The organism is uncultured Ruegeria sp. (assembly GCF_947504215.1).
GTDB lineage: Bacteria > Pseudomonadota > Alphaproteobacteria > Rhodobacterales > Rhodobacteraceae > Ruegeria.
Window position 1 is genome coordinate 13,686 of the sequence record NZ_CANNGO010000016.1, and the last position, 15,627, is coordinate 29,312.

The window sequence follows — 15,627 nt, forward strand, 5'->3', positions numbered from 1 at the left end:
CTTTTTTTCTGCCCCTCAGGGCGCGACCTTAACCTGCTCCGAAGGTTTCGCCAACAAACCCCACCAAATCAGAGGGTCGGGTGAGTGTCAGACCTGCCACAGTGCCGGTTTTGCCACCTGCCGGAGCAATTGCAGCTGTGAAACCAAGTTTTTGCGCTTCTTTCAACCTGTTTTCGGTCTGCGGGGCCGGTCTAAGTGCCCCAGATAGCGAGATTTCTCCAAAAACAACGGTATCGGCGGGCAGGGCCGTGTCTTCGCGCGCGCTTAGAAGTGCGGCGGCCACTGCCAGATCGGCTGCAGGTTCGCCAATTTTCAACCCGCCGGCCACGTTGAGATACACATCAAGCCCTGCAAAGGGAATCCCGCAGCGGGCTTCGAGCACCGCGAGGATCATCGCCAACCGCCCGCTGTCCCAGCCTACAACGGTGCGGCGGGGTTGCGAATGCGGCGATGGGGCAACAAGGGCCTGTAGTTCCACCAGTACGGGCCGAGTGCCTTCGATCCCTGCGAATACAGCAGACCCCGGGCTTGGTGTGCCGCGTTCGGACAGGAAAAGTGCAGAGGGATTGGTGACCTGAGCCAGCCCCTTACCGGTCATCTCGAACACTCCGATCTCGTCCGCCGGACCAAAACGGTTCTTGACGGCGCGCAGGATGCGGAACTGGTGGCCGCGTTCGCCTTCGAAATAGAGCACGGTGTCGACCATATGTTCAACAACGCGGGGACCCGCGATCTGGCCTTCCTTGGTGACGTGACCGACCATGATGATCGACACCCCGTGTCGTTTCGCAAACGTGGTCAATTCATGCGCTGCCGCACGAACTTGTGACACCGAGCCGGGGGCGCTGTCGACATTGTCGGCCCACATGGTCTGGATCGAATCGATAATAGCGAGGCCGGGTTTCTCGGCCTCAAGCGTGGTCAGGATATCGCGCAGGTTGGTTTCGGCTGCCAGTTGCACCGGCGCGTCCTCGAGCCCAAGACGCCGGGCGCGCATCCGAACCTGAGCGCTGGCCTCTTCGCCCGAGACATAGATTGTTTTCACGCCGGCCCGCGCGAACCGCGCGGCAGCTTGCAGCAGCAGGGTCGATTTCCCGATCCCGGGATCACCGCCGACCAGAAGGGCCGAGGCCGGCACCAGACCACCCCCCAGCACGCGGTCGAGTTCGTCCACGCCGCACAAGGTGCGTGGTGGCGGGGCTTCTTCGGTCGCCAGATCGGACAGGACAATGGATTGACCGCGCTTTCCACCCAAGGACTTTTTGGCCGGGCCCGCTGATAGCGGTGCGTTCTGTATGATGGTGTTCCATTCGCCGCAGCCGTCACAACGCCCGGACCAGCGAGTATGTGTCGCGCCGCAGGCTGAGCAGGAGAAAGTTGTCGTTTTTGCCATGGCGCCCTTGGTGCCCGAGGATGGGTGGTTCTTCAAGCCCTTGCGGACTTTCCTCACCGCCGGTGGCGCGCCGCGTCCTCAGGCCCTGCGGGCCATCGGGTGCGGCGGGCGCTGACGCGCCGTCGCTTTGGTTAAACCGGAGCGTCGCTGGATTTGCTTTGGCGTTCTGTCAGGTAGCCCAGAAGGATCGACGCCAGGATGCAGAGTGTGAACAGGTATAGACCCCATGCTGTTTCGATTGTCGCGTATGAGATTCCCTTGGCCAATGTGATGTAAAGCGCGATTAGGAAGATGTCGGCCATGGCCAGTTTGCCGAGGATGTTCAGTGCGGGTTGGACACGGGCGTCCAGCAGGTTCCATTGGATCAGGGCGGTGCCGATGGTTTTGATGTAGGGAGCGAAGAGCGCGAAGATGGTGACGACCAGTGCGAGGAAGACGTCGGATTTCCACAGGGACTGAAGGCCGGTGATGACGCTGATCTCTGAAAGGCCAAAGATCGGAAGGAACCCGGCGCGCATCAGCGGGGCGAACCACGCGATGGGGTAGAGGATCAGCAGGGAAAGGGTGGCGAGGCGGAGCATGTGCCTACATTGGTTATTAAAATCAGGATTCCAAGCGTCAATTTGAATTGGCTGTCTAGTTTTGGAGTTTGATAGATCTCAAGCCCTTGGATGGCGATGCAACTAGGACAGAAGCGAAAAGAACCACCAAATAACTAGAATGCAAAAGAGGATCGTTAGGAGACTATGAATGACGTAGAGTCTCTTGTGAATGGCAATTGCTGCAACGCCGACGGTCACAACAGGGCCAAGAAAAACTTCAAAAAAAATAAAGTACCCCAACCATTTGCAATAAAATATCAGTTCTTTGACAGGTTCTGGAAGCTCGGGCATGTAAAATAGGGCGATTGCAAAAACAGTGTTCCAAACGAAGCTGAGAACAGGCACCCAAATCAGAATGCATCCAAGTCTTTGAAACGGCGTATTTTTTCTAATTTTTGTTCCCAGCGAGACCGAAGTCCATACAGCTATTACCGGAACAAAAAGAACTAGCAAAAGAAGGAATACCATTGCTCGTCCCGCGAATTTTTAGCCAATAATTCTATGGAGTTGAGAATTCAACGCACCGCCTCAATCGGCCCCTCAGCACTCCCACTGATGAACTGCTCCACATAGGGATCACCAGACGCATCCATCTGCTCAACCGGTCCGGTCCACTGGATCACCCCTCCGTGCAGCATGGCCACGTTGTCGGCAATCGCGCGAACGGAACTCATGTCATGGGTGATGGTCATCGCGGTGGCGCCCATCTCGGTCACAATCTCGCGGATCAAGTCGTTGATGACGCCGGACATGATCGGGTCGAGGCCGGTGGTGGGTTCATCGAAAAAGATGATCTCGGGTTCGGCGGCGATGGCGCGCGCCAGGCCCACGCGTTTTTGCATACCGCCCGACAGTTCAGCCGGGAAGCGGTCGGCAACGTCGGATTTCAGGCCGACGCGGCGCAGTTTTTCGATGGCGATTTTGCGTGCCTCGTCGGCAGTGCGTTTCAGCGAGCCGCGTAGCAGGCGGAAGGCGACGTTCTGCCAGACGGGTAGGGAGTCAAACAGGGCGCCGCCCTGAAACAACATCCCGAACCGGGCCAGAAACGCGTCGCGGTCGCCGGATTGCGCGTCTTTGCCGTCGACCAGGATATTGCCGCTGTCTGGGGTGATCAGGCCCAGAATACATTTTAGCGCCACGGATTTACCGGTGCCCGAGCCGCCAATGATGACCATCGACGTGCCCTTGGGAATCTCTAGGTTCATGCCCCGCAGGACGTGGTTGTCATCGAAGGCTTTATGTACGTTCTCCATCCGGATCATAGCGAGAAGAACACCCCTGTGAGAACGAAGTTGGCGGCGAGGATCAGCACGGCGGCGGCTTCGACCGAGCCCTTGGTGGCGCGGCCAACACCCTGTGCGCCGCGACCCGAGGACATACCGTAATAGCAGCCCATGATGGCGGCGATCAGGCCAAACGCAGCACCTTTGACCAGGGACGAGACGATGTCGCGCAGTTCAAGGAAATCGACTGTATTCTTAAGGTAGGTCGCAGGATTGAAGCCCAGGTTCTGGGTGGCGACCGTGTAGCCTCCGGCGATGCCGATGACGTCACCGACTGCGACCAGTGCGGGCACAGTTATCACCGCCGCCAGCACACGCGGGGCCGTGAGGTATTTCATCGGATGGGTCGAGAGGGTGACCAGCGCGTCGATCTGTTCGGTCACTTTCATAGTCGCTATCTCGGCCGCGATGGATGAGGTCACGCGCGCGGCGATCATCAGTCCAACCAGCACCGGTCCAAGCTCGCGCACCATGCCGATGGCCACGATCTGGGGCACCACGGCCTCGGCATTGAAACGGGCACCGCCTGCATAGATTTGCAATGCCAGGGCGCCGCCGGTGAAGATCGCGGTCAGGCCAACAACCGGCAGCGACAGCCAACCTATGTTCAGCAGGGCCAGACCGAATTCTCGCGGGTAAAACGGGGGGCGGATGATATGGGAAATGGCGTCTAGCGCAAACAAGGCCACACGCCCGAAGGCGGCGAGCAAGCCCAGGACCGCGCGGCCCAATCCACCCAGCATTGCGACAGGCGTCATTCCACGTAACCCCGTGAATAGCGTTGGCCGATCGAGGTCAGGATTTCATAGCCGATAGTGCCAGCGGCTTCGGCCAGATCATCCACGGTCTGATGGCCGTTCAGGATGCGCAGGTGATCCGGGTCGTGGGACAGATCGGTGACGTCCACGGTGATCAAGTCCATCGAGATGCGCCCGACAACCGGACAGGGCTGATCGCCCGCAAAGGTGTCGATTCCACCACCGATAGCGCGGTGCAGACCGTCGGCATAACCTGCCGCAACGGTTGCAATGCGCGACGGACGCCGCGCGGTCCAGGTGTTGCCGTAGCCAACGGTTTCACCGACTTCGACGGCGCGCACTTGGATGACCGGCAGATCGATGGTTATGACAGGTTTGGCCCCTGCAAACGGCAACCCGCCATACAGCCCGATACCCGGACGGCAGAGATCAAAGTGAAACGCAGAGCCCAACAGAATGCCGCCCGTTGCCGCCAGAGACCGGGGTGCTGACACGCCTTCTGTCATCTCGCGAAACGTCTTGAGCTGTTGCTGGTTCATCGGATGATCAGGTTGGTCTGCACAGGCCAGATGCGATATCACAAGGCGGGGGTTCAATGCCTTGATCTTTTCACTCAGTTCGGCCCAGTCAGCAGGCTCAAGCCCCAGACGGTTCATTCCGCTGTCCAGTTGGATACCAAACGGATGGTCGGGCAGAGCTTGTAAATGGCGCTGAAACTGTTCCGGGGAATTGATCAGCGGTGTCAGGTCATGGGCCCGCAGCAGATCAGTGTCGCCTTCCATATGACCCGAGAAAACCTCGATCGTCGGGCCGGGGCCGACAGCCTTACGCACGTCGGCGCCTTCTTCGGCCACGGCCACGAAGAACGTGCGCACGCCTTCTTCGGCCAGTGCGGATGAAACCGGCCCGGCACCCAGGCCATACCCGTCGGCTTTGACCACGGCTGCGGTTTCAACTTCGGTGGTCGCATCAAGAGCCCGCCAATTGCTGACGAGTGCTTGAAGATTGATTTTTAAACGCGCGGTACTCATGGCACTGTTCATGACATCGGAGCCTTCGAGGTCAAGGGGGAAGAGGCAGTTTATCGGGGGATTTCCGTGCGTCATAAGCAACTTCCGGCTTGATACAGGGTTAATTCACCCGGTTTTAGACATTCTGATCGAATGTGTCGGCCAATAGTTTTGCACCAAGCGGGATCAAACCCGACCGCGATTGCCGGTCGTTCTATCATGCTGGAACGTAACCAATCGTAAGTGACCGCTGTTGGCCGCTATGGGCTGTATGTTGACGCCATAAGGTGATTTAAAACTCGCGGGATCAGAACGCGCTGCACTCGGGGAAACATGTGATGAAATGCGTCGAAGGATATGCGGGGTTTGAAGTCGAAATTCCAAACCTTTTCGAAAGCGTTTTTACCGCCTCCGAGGGGGCAAATGAGGGTCAGATCATCCGCAGGTTCGTCGATGATCTGATGGTTACAACGCCGGATACGGATCTGTTTGTCTATGTCGCGTTGGATAAGGGTACCTTGCTTGGGTGTATCTTCTTTTCACGGCTTAAGTTTGCCGGGGATGCGTGGCGGCTCTGTTTGTTGTCACCGGTTGCGGTTCGGACGGATCGGCAGCGGGCAGGTGTGGGGCAGAAACTGATCGCTTACGGATTGGACGGCCTGCGCGGCAAAGGGTTCGACATCGCGATCACCTATGGCGATCCTGAATATTACCGAAAAACCGGATTTATGCCTGTTTCTCAGGATGTTGTACCTGCGCCACTTCCGCTGAACCATCCGCATGGATGGCTGGGTCAATCGCTGCATGGGTCGGATCTGACACCTGTGCCGGGTCCGTCCCGCTGTGTTCCGGCTTTGAACAAGCCGGAGCTTTGGTGATACGCCGATTGACGGTGATCAGTACCCTTCGACCTGACCGTCTTGCTGCCAGGGCTTGACCAGATTGCCGAAGCGGGTGAACTGCGCCTCGAATGACAGGTCAACCGTCCCGATGGGGCCGTGGCGCTGCTTGCCGACAATCACTTCGGCCTTGCCATGCAGGCGTTCCATGGCTTGCTTCCACTCCTCCATCTTGTCAAGCTCGTGGTCACCGGGTTTTTCACGTTCTTTGTAGTATTCCTCGCGGTACACGAACATCACCACATCGGCGTCCTGTTCGATCGAGCCTGATTCCCGCAGGTCGGACAGCTGTGGGCGTTTGTCGTCGCGGTTTTCGACCTGACGCGATAGCTGGGACAGGGCAATCACCGGAATCTGCAACTCTTTGGCGATGGCCTTCATGCCCATCGAAATCTCGGCAATCTCGTTCACGCGGTTCTCCGCCATACCGCGGCATAGCTGCAGATAGTCGATCACCAGCAGGTCCAGCCCATGGGTCCGTTTCAATCGCCGCGCCCGAGCGGCCAGCTGCGAGATCGGCAGGGCAGGGGTATCGTCAATGAACAGAGGACAGGCTTCCAGTTCTTTGGCGGCGTCCACGAAGCGGCGGAACTCGGCCTCGGTCATGTCACCCTGACGGATTTTGTGCGACGAAATTTCGGACGCTTCGGCCAGAACACGGCCCGCCAGCTGTTCGGCGCTCATCTCCAATGAAAAGAACCCAACGACGCCACCGTCAACGGCGCCTTCGCTACCGTCCGGCTTCTGCCCGCGTTTATAGGCTTTGGCCACGTTGAACGCCACGTTGGTCGCCAGAGAGGTTTTTCCCATCGACGGCCGCCCCGCCAGAATGATCAGGTCAGACGGGTGCAAACCCCCCAGCTGTTTGTCCAGATCGGCCAGACCGGTGGAAATCCCAGCCATGCCGCCACCGCGCTGGTAGGCCTCGTTGGTGACGTTAACGGCTTCTGTGACCGCCTTGAGGAAGGATTGGAAACCCTGTTCGGTCTGGCCCTGCTCGGATAGTTGGTAGAGCTGTTGTTCGGCCTCGACGATCTGTTCCTTGGGTTCGCTGGACACTTCAACACGTGCCGCCTTGTCCGAGATATCGCGACCAAGCCGGATCAGCTCGCGCCGGATGGCGAGATCATAGATCATCTGTGCATAGTCATGCACCGCAAAGGCGCTGATCGAGGCACCGGCGAGTTTAACCAGATAAGCCGGGCCACCCAGTTCCTTCAGGCCTTCATCCTCGGCCATGAAGGATTTCAGCGTGACCGGTGAGGCCAGCGCGTTCTTGGCGATACGGGTCGCGGCGACCTCGTAAATGCGCGAATGAACCGGATCATAGAAGTGTTCCGCCCCAATGATTGAGGCGACCCGGTCATACAGGTCGTTATTGGTCAGAATCGCACCCAGAAGCTGTTGTTCAGCCTCAATGGAATGCGGCATGGTTTCGGCGTTCTGAATTTGCGCCGCTGCCTGCTCGATACTGCTGATCTCGTTCATACTGCCCCCGCTGCCATTCGGCGGTTCTACACGTGATGCCCCGGTTCAAGCTATCTGCAAATGAATGGGGGTAAGTCGGGATAACTGCCCACCCGATTGGGGATAACATTGCCCCATCTTGTCATGAGAACAGTGTTCTCGCAACATTTGGTAGGGGTGAGGCGAAAATTAGCTAAATAAGCGCGCAAGGGGACGATTCGGACTGCCGATATCCCCAAACCACTCACAGCCCCTAATTTACGATTTATGCGCCTCTTGCCAGCCGCGTGGGTCGTTCAGGAAGGCTTCGACGCCATCAAGTGTTTCCTGATCAAAAGCTTTCTGCGCTTTGGCCTCGGCCAGCACGTCCCACCATGTGCAAAGGCTGTGCAATTGAACCCCGTGATCGCCCAGCGTTTTCTCGGTTTCAGGGAAGATGCCGTAATAGAAAATGACGGCCGTGTGCCCGCAGGTCGCGCCGGTTTCCCGGATTGCATCAACGAAGCTTAGCTTTGATCCGCCATCGGTGGTCAGGTCCTCGACCAGCAAAACGCGATCGCCTTCGCCCATCGTTCCTTCGATGCGAGCATTGCGACCGTAGCCTTTGGGTTTTTTGCGAACGTACGTCATCGGCAGCGCCATACGTTCGGCGACCATCGCGGCAAAGGGGATGCCTGCTGTTTCACCGCCTGCGATGTTGTCGAATGCCTCGAAGCCTACGTCGCGCATCACAGTGACCGTCAGGAAATCCATCAGGGTCGAACGGATGCGCGGGTACGAAATCAGCTTACGGCAATCGATATAGGTCGGGCTGGGCAAACCGCTGGATAGCGTGAAGGGTTCGCGGGAATTGAAATGGACGGCCTTGATCTCAAGCAGCATCCGCGCGGTCAGGCGGGCGATTTCGGTGCTATCGGGAAATGAACTGGGGATCATGTCGGGACCTCGGCGGATTGCAGTGACGTTGCGGGCTGATAGCCCGTCGACAAGGCCAGAGTCGAGAGGGGATGGCGCAAAAGAAAAGCGGACCCCTAAAGGTCCGCTTGTGCCCTTGCGGGCAGAGCAGGCTAAGGTGGGCTCAGCTGCTCATATCGTAGGCGCGCTCTCCGTGGACCGAAAGGTCGAGCCCGTTTGTCTCGGTCTCAGCGTCTACGCGAAGCGGCGTAATCAGTGCAACCACCTTGACCAACACAATTGTCACAACTGCCGTAAAGGCACCCACGATAACAAGCCCACCCAGCTGCGCGGTCCATGTGCCCAGACCAAACAGCGCGATCATGAGCGTGCCAAAGATGCCGCCGACACCGTGCACGGCAAACACATCCAGCGTGTCGTCGATTTTAAGGACGTTGCGGATAACATACACGGCCTCCTGACACAGGATGCCCGCAACGCCACCGATGATCAGCGCCTGGACCGGCCCAACAAAGCCAGAGGCGGGTGTTATTGAGGCCAAACCAGCGATTGTGCCGGTGACAAGCCCCACCATCGAGGCTTTGCCAAACCTGACCTTTTCCCACAAGGCCCAGGTCAGCGAGGCCGTGGCCGCCGACAAATGCGTCACGGTCATGGCCATTGCGGCGCCACCGTCGGCTGCCAATTGCGAGCCGCCGTTGAAGCCAAACCAGCCGACCCACAACATCGCTGCCCCGATCATGACAAAACCCGGGTTATGTGGCGGCGTCGTGCGGTTAAGGCGAGGACCAAGTACAACAGCGATGATCAACGCAGCGATGCCAGCCGTTTCGTGCACGACGATGCCGCCTGCGAAGTCCCGCACGCCAATCTCGCCCAGAATGCCGCCATCGGTCAGCATGCCGCCGCCCCAGATCCAGTGCACCACGGGCGCGTAACACAGCAACATCCAAAGGCCCGAAAACGTCAGGACGAACCCAAAACCAACCCGTTCGACATATGCGCCAACAATCAAGGCCGGGGTGATGATCGCAAATGTCATCTGAAACGCAAAGAACAGTATCTCGGGCAGGGTGCCGGACAGGCTGTCAACGTCGACGCCGTTCAGGAATGCCTTGCCCAGGCCACCCCAAAGCCCGGACTCACCCGGACCAAATGCAATGGAGTAACCCGCGACCAGCCACAAGATGCTCATCAGGCAGGCAATGGAAAAGCAATGCATGAAGACGCTGAGCACGTTTCGGGCCCGAACCAGGCCGCCATAAAACAGGGCAAGGCCTGGCAATGTCATGAACAGGACCAGCGCGGTTGCGACGATGATCCAGGCTGTATCGGCTCCGTTCATGGGCCGTTCTCCTCTTTCGCTTCAGGTGTGTCGGTCTACAAAAACACGTTGCAAACCGGCACTTCGTGAGTGGTGTGCACAGGGTTGAAGCGAATGACGAGCGGGGAAAAAAGAGGCAGTACCCCAAAAGATCGCCTATTTTGGCAGCCTTTTTTCAACTGGTGATTAAACTTGCGCCATTTTGGGGTGATTGCCAGAAATTTAAGCGAAAAGAGAAAGCCCGTCGGACAGCAGATCCAGCGCGTGATCGCGCGCTGCGCGACGGACGGCGTCACGACCCGGCGCGCCAAATTCGATGGTCTCGACCCGCGTCGGATGTCCTTTGGCCGCCAATCCGAAGCACACGCGGCCTTCGGGCTTGAACTCGGATCCGCCCGGTCCGGCGATGCCGGTGATTGAAACGGCCAATTGGGCCTGCGAATGGCGAATCGCGCCTTCGGCCATTTCACGCGCTACATCTTCCGACACGGCGCCATAGGTGCCCAGTGTTTCGGCGCGAACATCCAGCATGTCCTGCTTGGCCTTATTCGTGTAGGTGACGAACCCGCGTTCGACCACCGCCGAGCTGCCGGGAATGTCCGTCAGTGCGGCGGCGACCATACCACCCGTGCAGCTTTCCGCCGTGGCGATCATCACGTTGCGCGCTTTGGCGCGGTCAAGAAGATCGGCGGCGGTCACAGGCCCATAACTCCATGCGCAATGCCAGCTAGGGCTAGAACGCCGATCGCTGCAAATACACCGGCGATGACGTCATCAAGCATAACGCCCATCGGATCGCCACGGCGGTCTGCCCAACCTACCGGGCCGAGTTTAGTTATGTCGAAGAACCGAAACAGCACGAACCCGGCCACCCAGCCGGGCCAGAGCGCGGTAATCTCGATGCCGTGGGCCCAGGACGGGTATGAAATCGCCCAGAGCGCGATGAACTGGCCCGCAACCTCATCAATCACGATCTCTGAGGGGTCGTGATCTTTCTGTCCTTCAGTCATGATGCGCGTGGCCCAAAGGCCCGCAAAAAACACGACCAATGTCGCCACCACCAGCAAGGGGAACCCTCCGATTGTGTGCAATACCCAAGCCAACGGCAGTGCTGCCAGTGATCCCCAGGTGCCGGGTGCGGGACGCAAGTGTCCGACCCCGCAAACGGTTCCGATCAGCTGCGCGACGCTCATGTTTTCACCAAGCAGGCCGTGGCCAATGCGGCGATGCCCTCGCTGCGCCCGGTAAAGCCCAGACGTTCGGAGGTTGTGGCTTTCACCGAGACCTGATCGGGGTTTAATCCCATGATTCTGGACATTTCTTCCCGCATGGCCTGCGCATGAGGCCCGATCTTTGGATACTCGCACACCAGCGTGCAATCTACATTCGAAATTCGATAGCCCATCTGTTTGCACAGCTCGACCGCGTGCCGCAGGAAGATTTCACTAGCGGCGCCTTTCCATTGCGGATCAGAGGGCGGGAAATGCTGGCCGATATCACCCTGCGCCAAGGCACCATAGATCGCATCGGTCACAGCATGCATTCCCACATCCGCGTCCGAATGGCCTTGCAGGCTGCGGTCATGCGGAACTTTGACGCCGCAGAGGATCACATGATCCCCATCCCCAAACCGGTGCACGTCATACCCGTTGCCCAGTCTTACATCCATGTTCAGCCCCATTATGCGTTCCGCCCGGGCAAAATCCTCGGGTCTGGTGATTTTGATATTGTCTGCGTCACCTTGCACGATGGCCACATGGATATCTGCCGCCCGGGCAACCTCCACATCATCCGCCGCCCCGCCGGGATGCGCCGCATGCGCGCCAACGATGGCGGCATAGTGAAACCCTTGCGGAGTTTGCGCAGCAAAAAGTGCCGAACGGTCCTGCGTTCCGGTGACAGTTGCCTGCTGACCGGTCCAAAGGGCATCAGTTATAGCCAGTCCAGGGGCCGCGGCGACTTTGGTGTCTAGTGCCGCAAGAACATCGTGTATGATCCGCGTGTTGACGCAAGGCCGGGCCACGTCGTGGATCAGAACTTTTTCCACCCTTAGGTCTGCCAAGGCGTTCAGCCCATTGCGCACCGACCCGGCGCGATCAACACCGCCCTCGGCCAGAATCAGGTCGCTGTTCTGGAATTCGTCCCATGCGGCCGCGTCGTCAGGCGACAGCACAAATACGATGTGATCCACGTGACCTCGAAACCTGTCGATGGTCCAGTCGGCCACACGCCGTCCCGCCAGCGTGCGCCATTGCTTGGGCGTATCCCCTCCGGCGCGCAAACCGCGTCCTGCGGCGACGATAATGGCGGCGGTTGTCATATTAGGGGTGTTCTCCTCTGCTCTGGTCTTTGTTTAGGGGGCGGTGAAAGCAGAGGCAATCACCCGCGTCACTGTGCCTAAAAAATAGGCGGATGATGATTTTGCGGGCTTGTGGGCCGCCGTTTTGTTGTTCATACGCCGCGGATTCGATATCAAACTCGCAACTGCCCAAGGATTAAGCACGTTGACCCTGCATCTTGCTGACAAGGATCTGAACCCGCCTGTGCTGCTGGCACCGATGGCCGGAATCACGGATCGGCCCTTCCGTGATCTCGTGATGCGCTTTGGCGCCGGGATGGTGGTAAGCGAAATGGTCGCCAGTCAGGAGATGGTGCAAGCCAAGCCGGGCGTGCGTGAGCGTGCGGAACTGTCGGCCGACGTTGAAAACACCGCTGTTCAGCTTGCTGGGCGCGAGGCGCATTGGATGGCCGAAGCCGCACGACAGGTCGCGGGTCGCGGCGCGCGCGTGATTGATATCAACATGGGTTGCCCGGCCAAGAAGGTAACGAATGGGTATTCCGGCTCGGCTTTGTTGAAGACACCGGACCATGCGCTGACACTGATCGAGGCAGTCGTTGAGGCGGTAGATGTGCCGGTCACGCTGAAAACGCGGTTAGGCTGGGACGATGCCTTGCTGAACGCCCCGGACGTGGCGAGGCGGGCACAGAACGCAGGCATTCAGATGGTCACGATACACGGGCGCACACGCTGCCAGTTTTACAAAGGTCATGCCGATTGGCGGGCCATTCGTGCCGTCAAAGACGCCGTTTCGATCCCGGTGATTGCAAATGGGGACATCACGGACACCAATGCTTCACGCACCGCCTTGCATCAATCTGGTGCCGATGGCGTTATGATTGGGCGAGGGGCGCAGGGCAAGCCTTGGGTTCTGGCCCAGGTTTGTCATGAGATCTATGGAACCGGCGCGCCCGAAATCCCGACCGGCGCAGCGTTGGTTGATATGGTGCAGGCCCATTACCAAGCGATGTTGGCCTTCTACGGCGTTGATCTTGGCCTGCGCGTGGCACGCAAACATCTGGGATGGTACATGGATGAGGCTGGCACGCCTGCACCCTTGCGCCGCGCTGTCTTAACGTCGCGCGATACAGACGACGTGTTGCGCCTGATCAGCGATGCGCTGAGCGACACGGCCGAGGAAGCGGCATGAACTCGGACAAAAGCATCTGGAATTCGCTGCCCGTTCCCGCCTTCATCATTGATTCAGACGACCGGATCTCGGATGTGAATTCATCGGGCGAAGGGTTTTTGAATGCCTCGCGCAAGGCGGTTATTGGCCATCCGGTCTGGGACCAGATCGCTGTGGATGCCCCGCTGGAAGAGGCGTTTTTACGCGCACGAGCACAGGGTACCCCCTTGTTCGTGAATGATGTCGACGCAGGATCTGGGAACCGCGCGCCATTGCAATGCGCGCTACAGATTGCCCCACTGGTTGGTCATCCGGGATCGATGATCATGATCATATCCCCTCGGGAATTGGCGGGGCGGATGACACGGGGGAACACGGTCAAATCAGCAGCACAATCGGCCATCGGTATGGCCGAAATGCTGGCCCATGAGATCAAAAACCCCTTGGCCGGAATCACCGGCGCCGCGCAGCTTCTTAGCATGAATATCGCGCAGCAAGACCTTGAACTAACAGATCTAATTGTTGCTGAAAGTCGCCGAATTGTGAAATTGCTAGAGCAGGTCGAGCAATTCGGAAACCTTCAGCAACCTGATTTCAAACCGGTCAATATCCACGATGTGTTGGACCGGGCGCGCCGGTCGGCACTGTTGGGCTTTGGCGCTGATATGGCAATCATCGAGGACTATGACCCTTCGCTGCCGCTCGCCTATGGCGATCCGGATCAGTTTTTGCAGGTGGTTCTGAACCTGCTTAAAAACGCGTCCGAGGCGGCTGGACCCAAAGGCGGGTCCATTCGCTTGCGCACATATTTCGAACACTCGTTTCGCCTGCGACGAAGCGATGGATCGGGTCACTCGCTGCCCTTGCAGATCGAAATCATTGATGATGGTCCGGGCCTGCCGGAAGACATCCGTGGTGACATATTCGACCCGTTTGTTTCGGGCCGGGAAAACGGCACAGGGCTGGGTTTGGCATTGGTCAGCAAGATTATCTCGGATCATGACGGATGGATTTCGGCCGAGTCTGTGCCGGGCCGCACTGTATTTCGAATCTCGCTGCGTCGTGCGCCGCGAGACCAGACAGAAGACAATAAGGAGAGCAGTTGATGGATGGCACTGTACTTGTCGCAGATGACGACCGCACGATCCGCACGGTTCTGACCCAGGCACTGACGCGTGCAGGGTGCAAGGTGCATGCCACCTCATCCCTGACAACACTCATGCGATGGGTCAGCGAAGGCAAGGGTGATGTTGTGATCTCGGATGTCGTCATGCCGGACGGCAATGGTTTGGAAATGTTGCCTAAAATTGCCGAAGATCGTCCGGGTCTGCCGGTCATCGTGATTTCGGCGCAGAATACGATCATGACGGCGATCCAGGCGGCCGAGGCGGATGCGTATGACTATCTGCCAAAGCCGTTCGATCTGCCGGATTTGATGAAGCGTACCGCCCGGGCACTGGATCAAAAGCAACGATCACAAATAGAGCCCGCCGACGATAGCGGCGAACGCCCGGATGAGCTGCCTCTGGTTGGGCGAACACCGGTCATGCAGGCGCTTTACCGGCTGGTGGCACGGGTGATGAACACCGACCTGTCGGTGATGATTTCAGGTGAAAGTGGCACCGGGAAATCCCTGATTGCACGGGCTATTCACGATTTTTCGGACCGGCGCACGTTGCCTTTTGTCACCGCGACTGCAGCTGATCTTCGTGATTTGGAAGGGCCGGCCAGGGTCATGGCTCGGGTACGTGGTGGCACGTTGCTGATCGATGAGATTGCCGACATAGATGACGAGATTCAGGCCCGTATCGTACGAATGATGGACACACCAGGCGATCATGTTCCGCGGTTCATGGCCACCAGTCAGACTGACCTGACCGAAGGCATGGAAGGGGGGCGGATCCGTCAGGATCTGTACTACCGGCTATGTGGTGCCACGATCCATGTCCCTGCGCTGCGCGAGCGGGTGGATGATATCACCTTGCTGACAGAGCATTTTCTTGCGCGAGAGGAGCGGGAAAGCGGTGCGAAACGCTGGCTTAGCCCCGAGGCGGTTGAGCTGGTTCGGAGATATTCCTGGCCGGGAAACGTACGCCAGTTGGAAAATGCAATCCGCCGCCTAAGCCTGACCAGCCGGGCAGATGAGATATCCAAGGCCGAGGTCGAAATGGTGTTGGGAAGCCAGCCCGAGGCTGAACCGGTTTTGGGGGGCGGGGAACGCGAGAAGCTGTCGACGTCTGTCGGACGACACCTGAGGCGCTATTTTGACTTGCACGGGAATATGCTGCCACCTCCGGGCCTGTACCAGCGGATTTTGCGCGAGGTCGAAGCGCCGCTGATTGAAATTGCACTGGATGCGACGGGCGGAAATCAGGCGAAATGCGCCGATTTACTGGGGATTAACCGGAATACGCTGCGGAAAAAGATTACAGATCTCGATATACAGGTGACACGCCGACGCAAACTGATGTAATATCGCCACACAAACCGTGGCATCCGGGTCTCTCTC

Annotated in this window: 15 protein-coding genes; 4 read left to right on the forward strand and 11 right to left on the reverse strand. The window is 58.5% G+C overall.

The window, feature by feature from the left end; all coding sequences use genetic code 11:
• Nucleotides 1-28: 28 nt before the first annotated feature.
• The 5 genes from radA to alr form a co-directional block, all read right to left on the reverse strand.
• Nucleotides 29-1,393 carry a DNA repair protein RadA gene (radA, locus tag Q1B21_RS20175; protein WP_299075728.1) on the reverse strand — a complete coding sequence of 455 codons (1,365 nt, stop codon included), beginning with the start codon at nt 1,391-1,393 and terminating at the stop codon, nt 29-31.
• Nucleotides 1,394-1,524: 131 nt separating this feature from the next.
• Complete coding sequence (locus Q1B21_RS20180) at nt 1,525-1,974, reverse strand: paraquat-inducible protein A (protein ID WP_299075722.1); 450 nt, start codon at nt 1,972-1,974, stop codon at nt 1,525-1,527.
• Between the two features lie 536 nt (nt 1,975-2,510).
• The gene (locus Q1B21_RS20185; RefSeq protein WP_299892621.1) at nt 2,511-3,257 is read right to left on the reverse strand and encodes an ABC transporter ATP-binding protein; all 747 of its coding nucleotides are present in this window, start codon (nt 3,255-3,257) and stop codon (nt 2,511-2,513) included.
• Entirely contained in the window at nt 3,254-4,036 is a 783-nt protein-coding gene (locus Q1B21_RS20190) for an ABC transporter permease (protein WP_120635602.1), read from the reverse strand. Before Q1B21_RS20190 ends, Q1B21_RS20185 begins: the two co-directional genes overlap by 4 nt.
• Nucleotides 4,033-5,067 (reverse strand): alanine racemase, encoded by a 1,035-nt coding sequence (gene alr / locus Q1B21_RS20195; RefSeq protein ID WP_299892623.1) that lies wholly within the window; start codon nt 5,065-5,067, stop codon nt 4,033-4,035. Before alr ends, Q1B21_RS20190 begins: the two co-directional genes overlap by 4 nt.
• Nucleotides 5,068-5,384: 317 nt before the next feature.
• Between alr and Q1B21_RS20200 the strand changes: the two genes are divergently transcribed.
• Nucleotides 5,385-5,924, forward strand: a complete 540-nt coding sequence (locus tag Q1B21_RS20200; RefSeq protein WP_299892625.1) for a GNAT family N-acetyltransferase — start codon at nt 5,385-5,387, stop codon at nt 5,922-5,924.
• Between the two features lie 18 nt (nt 5,925-5,942).
• On the opposite strand, the gene Q1B21_RS20205 is transcribed toward Q1B21_RS20200, so the two are convergent.
• The 6 genes from Q1B21_RS20205 to Q1B21_RS20230 all read right to left on the reverse strand — a co-directional run bounded on the left by Q1B21_RS20205 (nt 5,943) and on the right by Q1B21_RS20230 (nt 11,971).
• A complete protein-coding gene (locus tag Q1B21_RS20205; RefSeq protein WP_298934854.1) occupies nt 5,943-7,433 on the reverse strand; it encodes a replicative DNA helicase in 1,491 nt (496 codons plus the stop codon).
• A 237-nt stretch (nt 7,434-7,670) separates the two neighbouring features.
• Nucleotides 7,671-8,348: an orotate phosphoribosyltransferase gene (locus tag Q1B21_RS20210; protein WP_298934855.1), complete on the reverse strand. Its 678-nt coding sequence runs from the start codon at nt 8,346-8,348 to the stop codon at nt 7,671-7,673.
• A 142-nt stretch (nt 8,349-8,490) separates the two neighbouring features.
• On the reverse strand, nt 8,491-9,672 hold the full coding sequence (locus Q1B21_RS20215; RefSeq protein WP_299075707.1) for an ammonium transporter: 1,182 nt from the start codon (nt 9,670-9,672) through the stop codon (nt 8,491-8,493).
• Between the two features lie 201 nt (nt 9,673-9,873).
• Nucleotides 9,874-10,350, reverse strand: a complete 477-nt coding sequence (locus Q1B21_RS20220; RefSeq protein WP_299892629.1) for a CinA family protein — start codon at nt 10,348-10,350, stop codon at nt 9,874-9,876.
• On the reverse strand, nt 10,347-10,844 hold the full coding sequence (locus Q1B21_RS20225; RefSeq protein ID WP_299892631.1) for a phosphatidylglycerophosphatase A: 498 nt from the start codon (nt 10,842-10,844) through the stop codon (nt 10,347-10,349). Before Q1B21_RS20225 ends, Q1B21_RS20220 begins: the two co-directional genes overlap by 4 nt.
• Nucleotides 10,841-11,971 carry a bifunctional 2-C-methyl-D-erythritol 4-phosphate cytidylyltransferase/2-C-methyl-D-erythritol 2,4-cyclodiphosphate synthase gene (locus tag Q1B21_RS20230; protein ID WP_299892633.1) on the reverse strand — a complete coding sequence of 377 codons (1,131 nt, stop codon included), beginning with the start codon at nt 11,969-11,971 and terminating at the stop codon, nt 10,841-10,843. Before Q1B21_RS20230 ends, Q1B21_RS20225 begins: the two co-directional genes overlap by 4 nt.
• Before the next feature lie 184 nt (nt 11,972-12,155).
• Here Q1B21_RS20230 and dusB point away from each other — a divergent pair, with 184 nt between their 5' ends.
• The 3 genes from dusB to Q1B21_RS20245 are packed head-to-tail and all read left to right on the forward strand — an operon-like array spanning nt 12,156 to nt 15,591.
• Nucleotides 12,156-13,139: a tRNA dihydrouridine synthase DusB gene (dusB, locus tag Q1B21_RS20235; RefSeq protein ID WP_299075700.1), complete on the forward strand. Its 984-nt coding sequence runs from the start codon at nt 12,156-12,158 to the stop codon at nt 13,137-13,139.
• Nucleotides 13,136-14,224, forward strand: coding sequence for an ATP-binding protein (locus tag Q1B21_RS20240; protein WP_298934861.1), 1,089 nt, complete (start codon nt 13,136-13,138; stop codon nt 14,222-14,224). The genes dusB and Q1B21_RS20240 overlap by 4 nt, the downstream gene beginning before the upstream one ends.
• Nucleotides 14,224-15,591, forward strand: coding sequence for a response regulator (locus Q1B21_RS20245; protein WP_298934862.1), 1,368 nt, complete (start codon nt 14,224-14,226; stop codon nt 15,589-15,591). The genes Q1B21_RS20240 and Q1B21_RS20245 overlap by 1 nt, the downstream gene beginning before the upstream one ends.
• Nucleotides 15,592-15,627 lie beyond the last annotated feature (36 nt).

What these genes read in the sequence shown, in the direction of transcription:
- radA (WP_299075728.1), bottom strand. Translation starts at nt 1,393, where the DNA reads ATGGCAAAAACGACAACTTTCTCCTGCTCAGCCTGCGGCGCGACACAT.
- Q1B21_RS20180 (WP_299075722.1), bottom strand. Translation starts at nt 1,974, where the DNA reads ATGCTCCGCCTCGCCACCCTTTCCCTGCTGATCCTCTACCCCATCGCG.
- Q1B21_RS20185 (WP_299892621.1), bottom strand. Translation starts at nt 3,257, where the DNA reads ATGATCCGGATGGAGAACGTACATAAAGCCTTCGATGACAACCACGTC.
- Q1B21_RS20190 (WP_120635602.1), bottom strand. Translation starts at nt 4,036, where the DNA reads ATGACGCCTGTCGCAATGCTGGGTGGATTGGGCCGCGCGGTCCTGGGC.
- alr (WP_299892623.1), bottom strand. Translation starts at nt 5,067, where the DNA reads ATGAGTACCGCGCGTTTAAAAATCAATCTTCAAGCACTCGTCAGCAAT.
- Q1B21_RS20200 (WP_299892625.1), top strand. Translation starts at nt 5,385, where the DNA reads ATGAAATGCGTCGAAGGATATGCGGGGTTTGAAGTCGAAATTCCAAAC.
- Q1B21_RS20205 (WP_298934854.1), bottom strand. Translation starts at nt 7,433, where the DNA reads ATGAACGAGATCAGCAGTATCGAGCAGGCAGCGGCGCAAATTCAGAAC.
- Q1B21_RS20210 (WP_298934855.1), bottom strand. Translation starts at nt 8,348, where the DNA reads ATGATCCCCAGTTCATTTCCCGATAGCACCGAAATCGCCCGCCTGACC.
- Q1B21_RS20215 (WP_299075707.1), bottom strand. Translation starts at nt 9,672, where the DNA reads ATGAACGGAGCCGATACAGCCTGGATCATCGTCGCAACCGCGCTGGTC.
- Q1B21_RS20225 (WP_299892631.1), bottom strand. Translation starts at nt 10,844, where the DNA reads ATGAGCGTCGCGCAGCTGATCGGAACCGTTTGCGGGGTCGGACACTTG.
- Q1B21_RS20230 (WP_299892633.1), bottom strand. Translation starts at nt 11,971, where the DNA reads ATGACAACCGCCGCCATTATCGTCGCCGCAGGACGCGGTTTGCGCGCC.
- Q1B21_RS20240 (WP_298934861.1), top strand. Translation starts at nt 13,136, where the DNA reads ATGAACTCGGACAAAAGCATCTGGAATTCGCTGCCCGTTCCCGCCTTC.
- Q1B21_RS20245 (WP_298934862.1), top strand. Translation starts at nt 14,224, where the DNA reads ATGGATGGCACTGTACTTGTCGCAGATGACGACCGCACGATCCGCACG.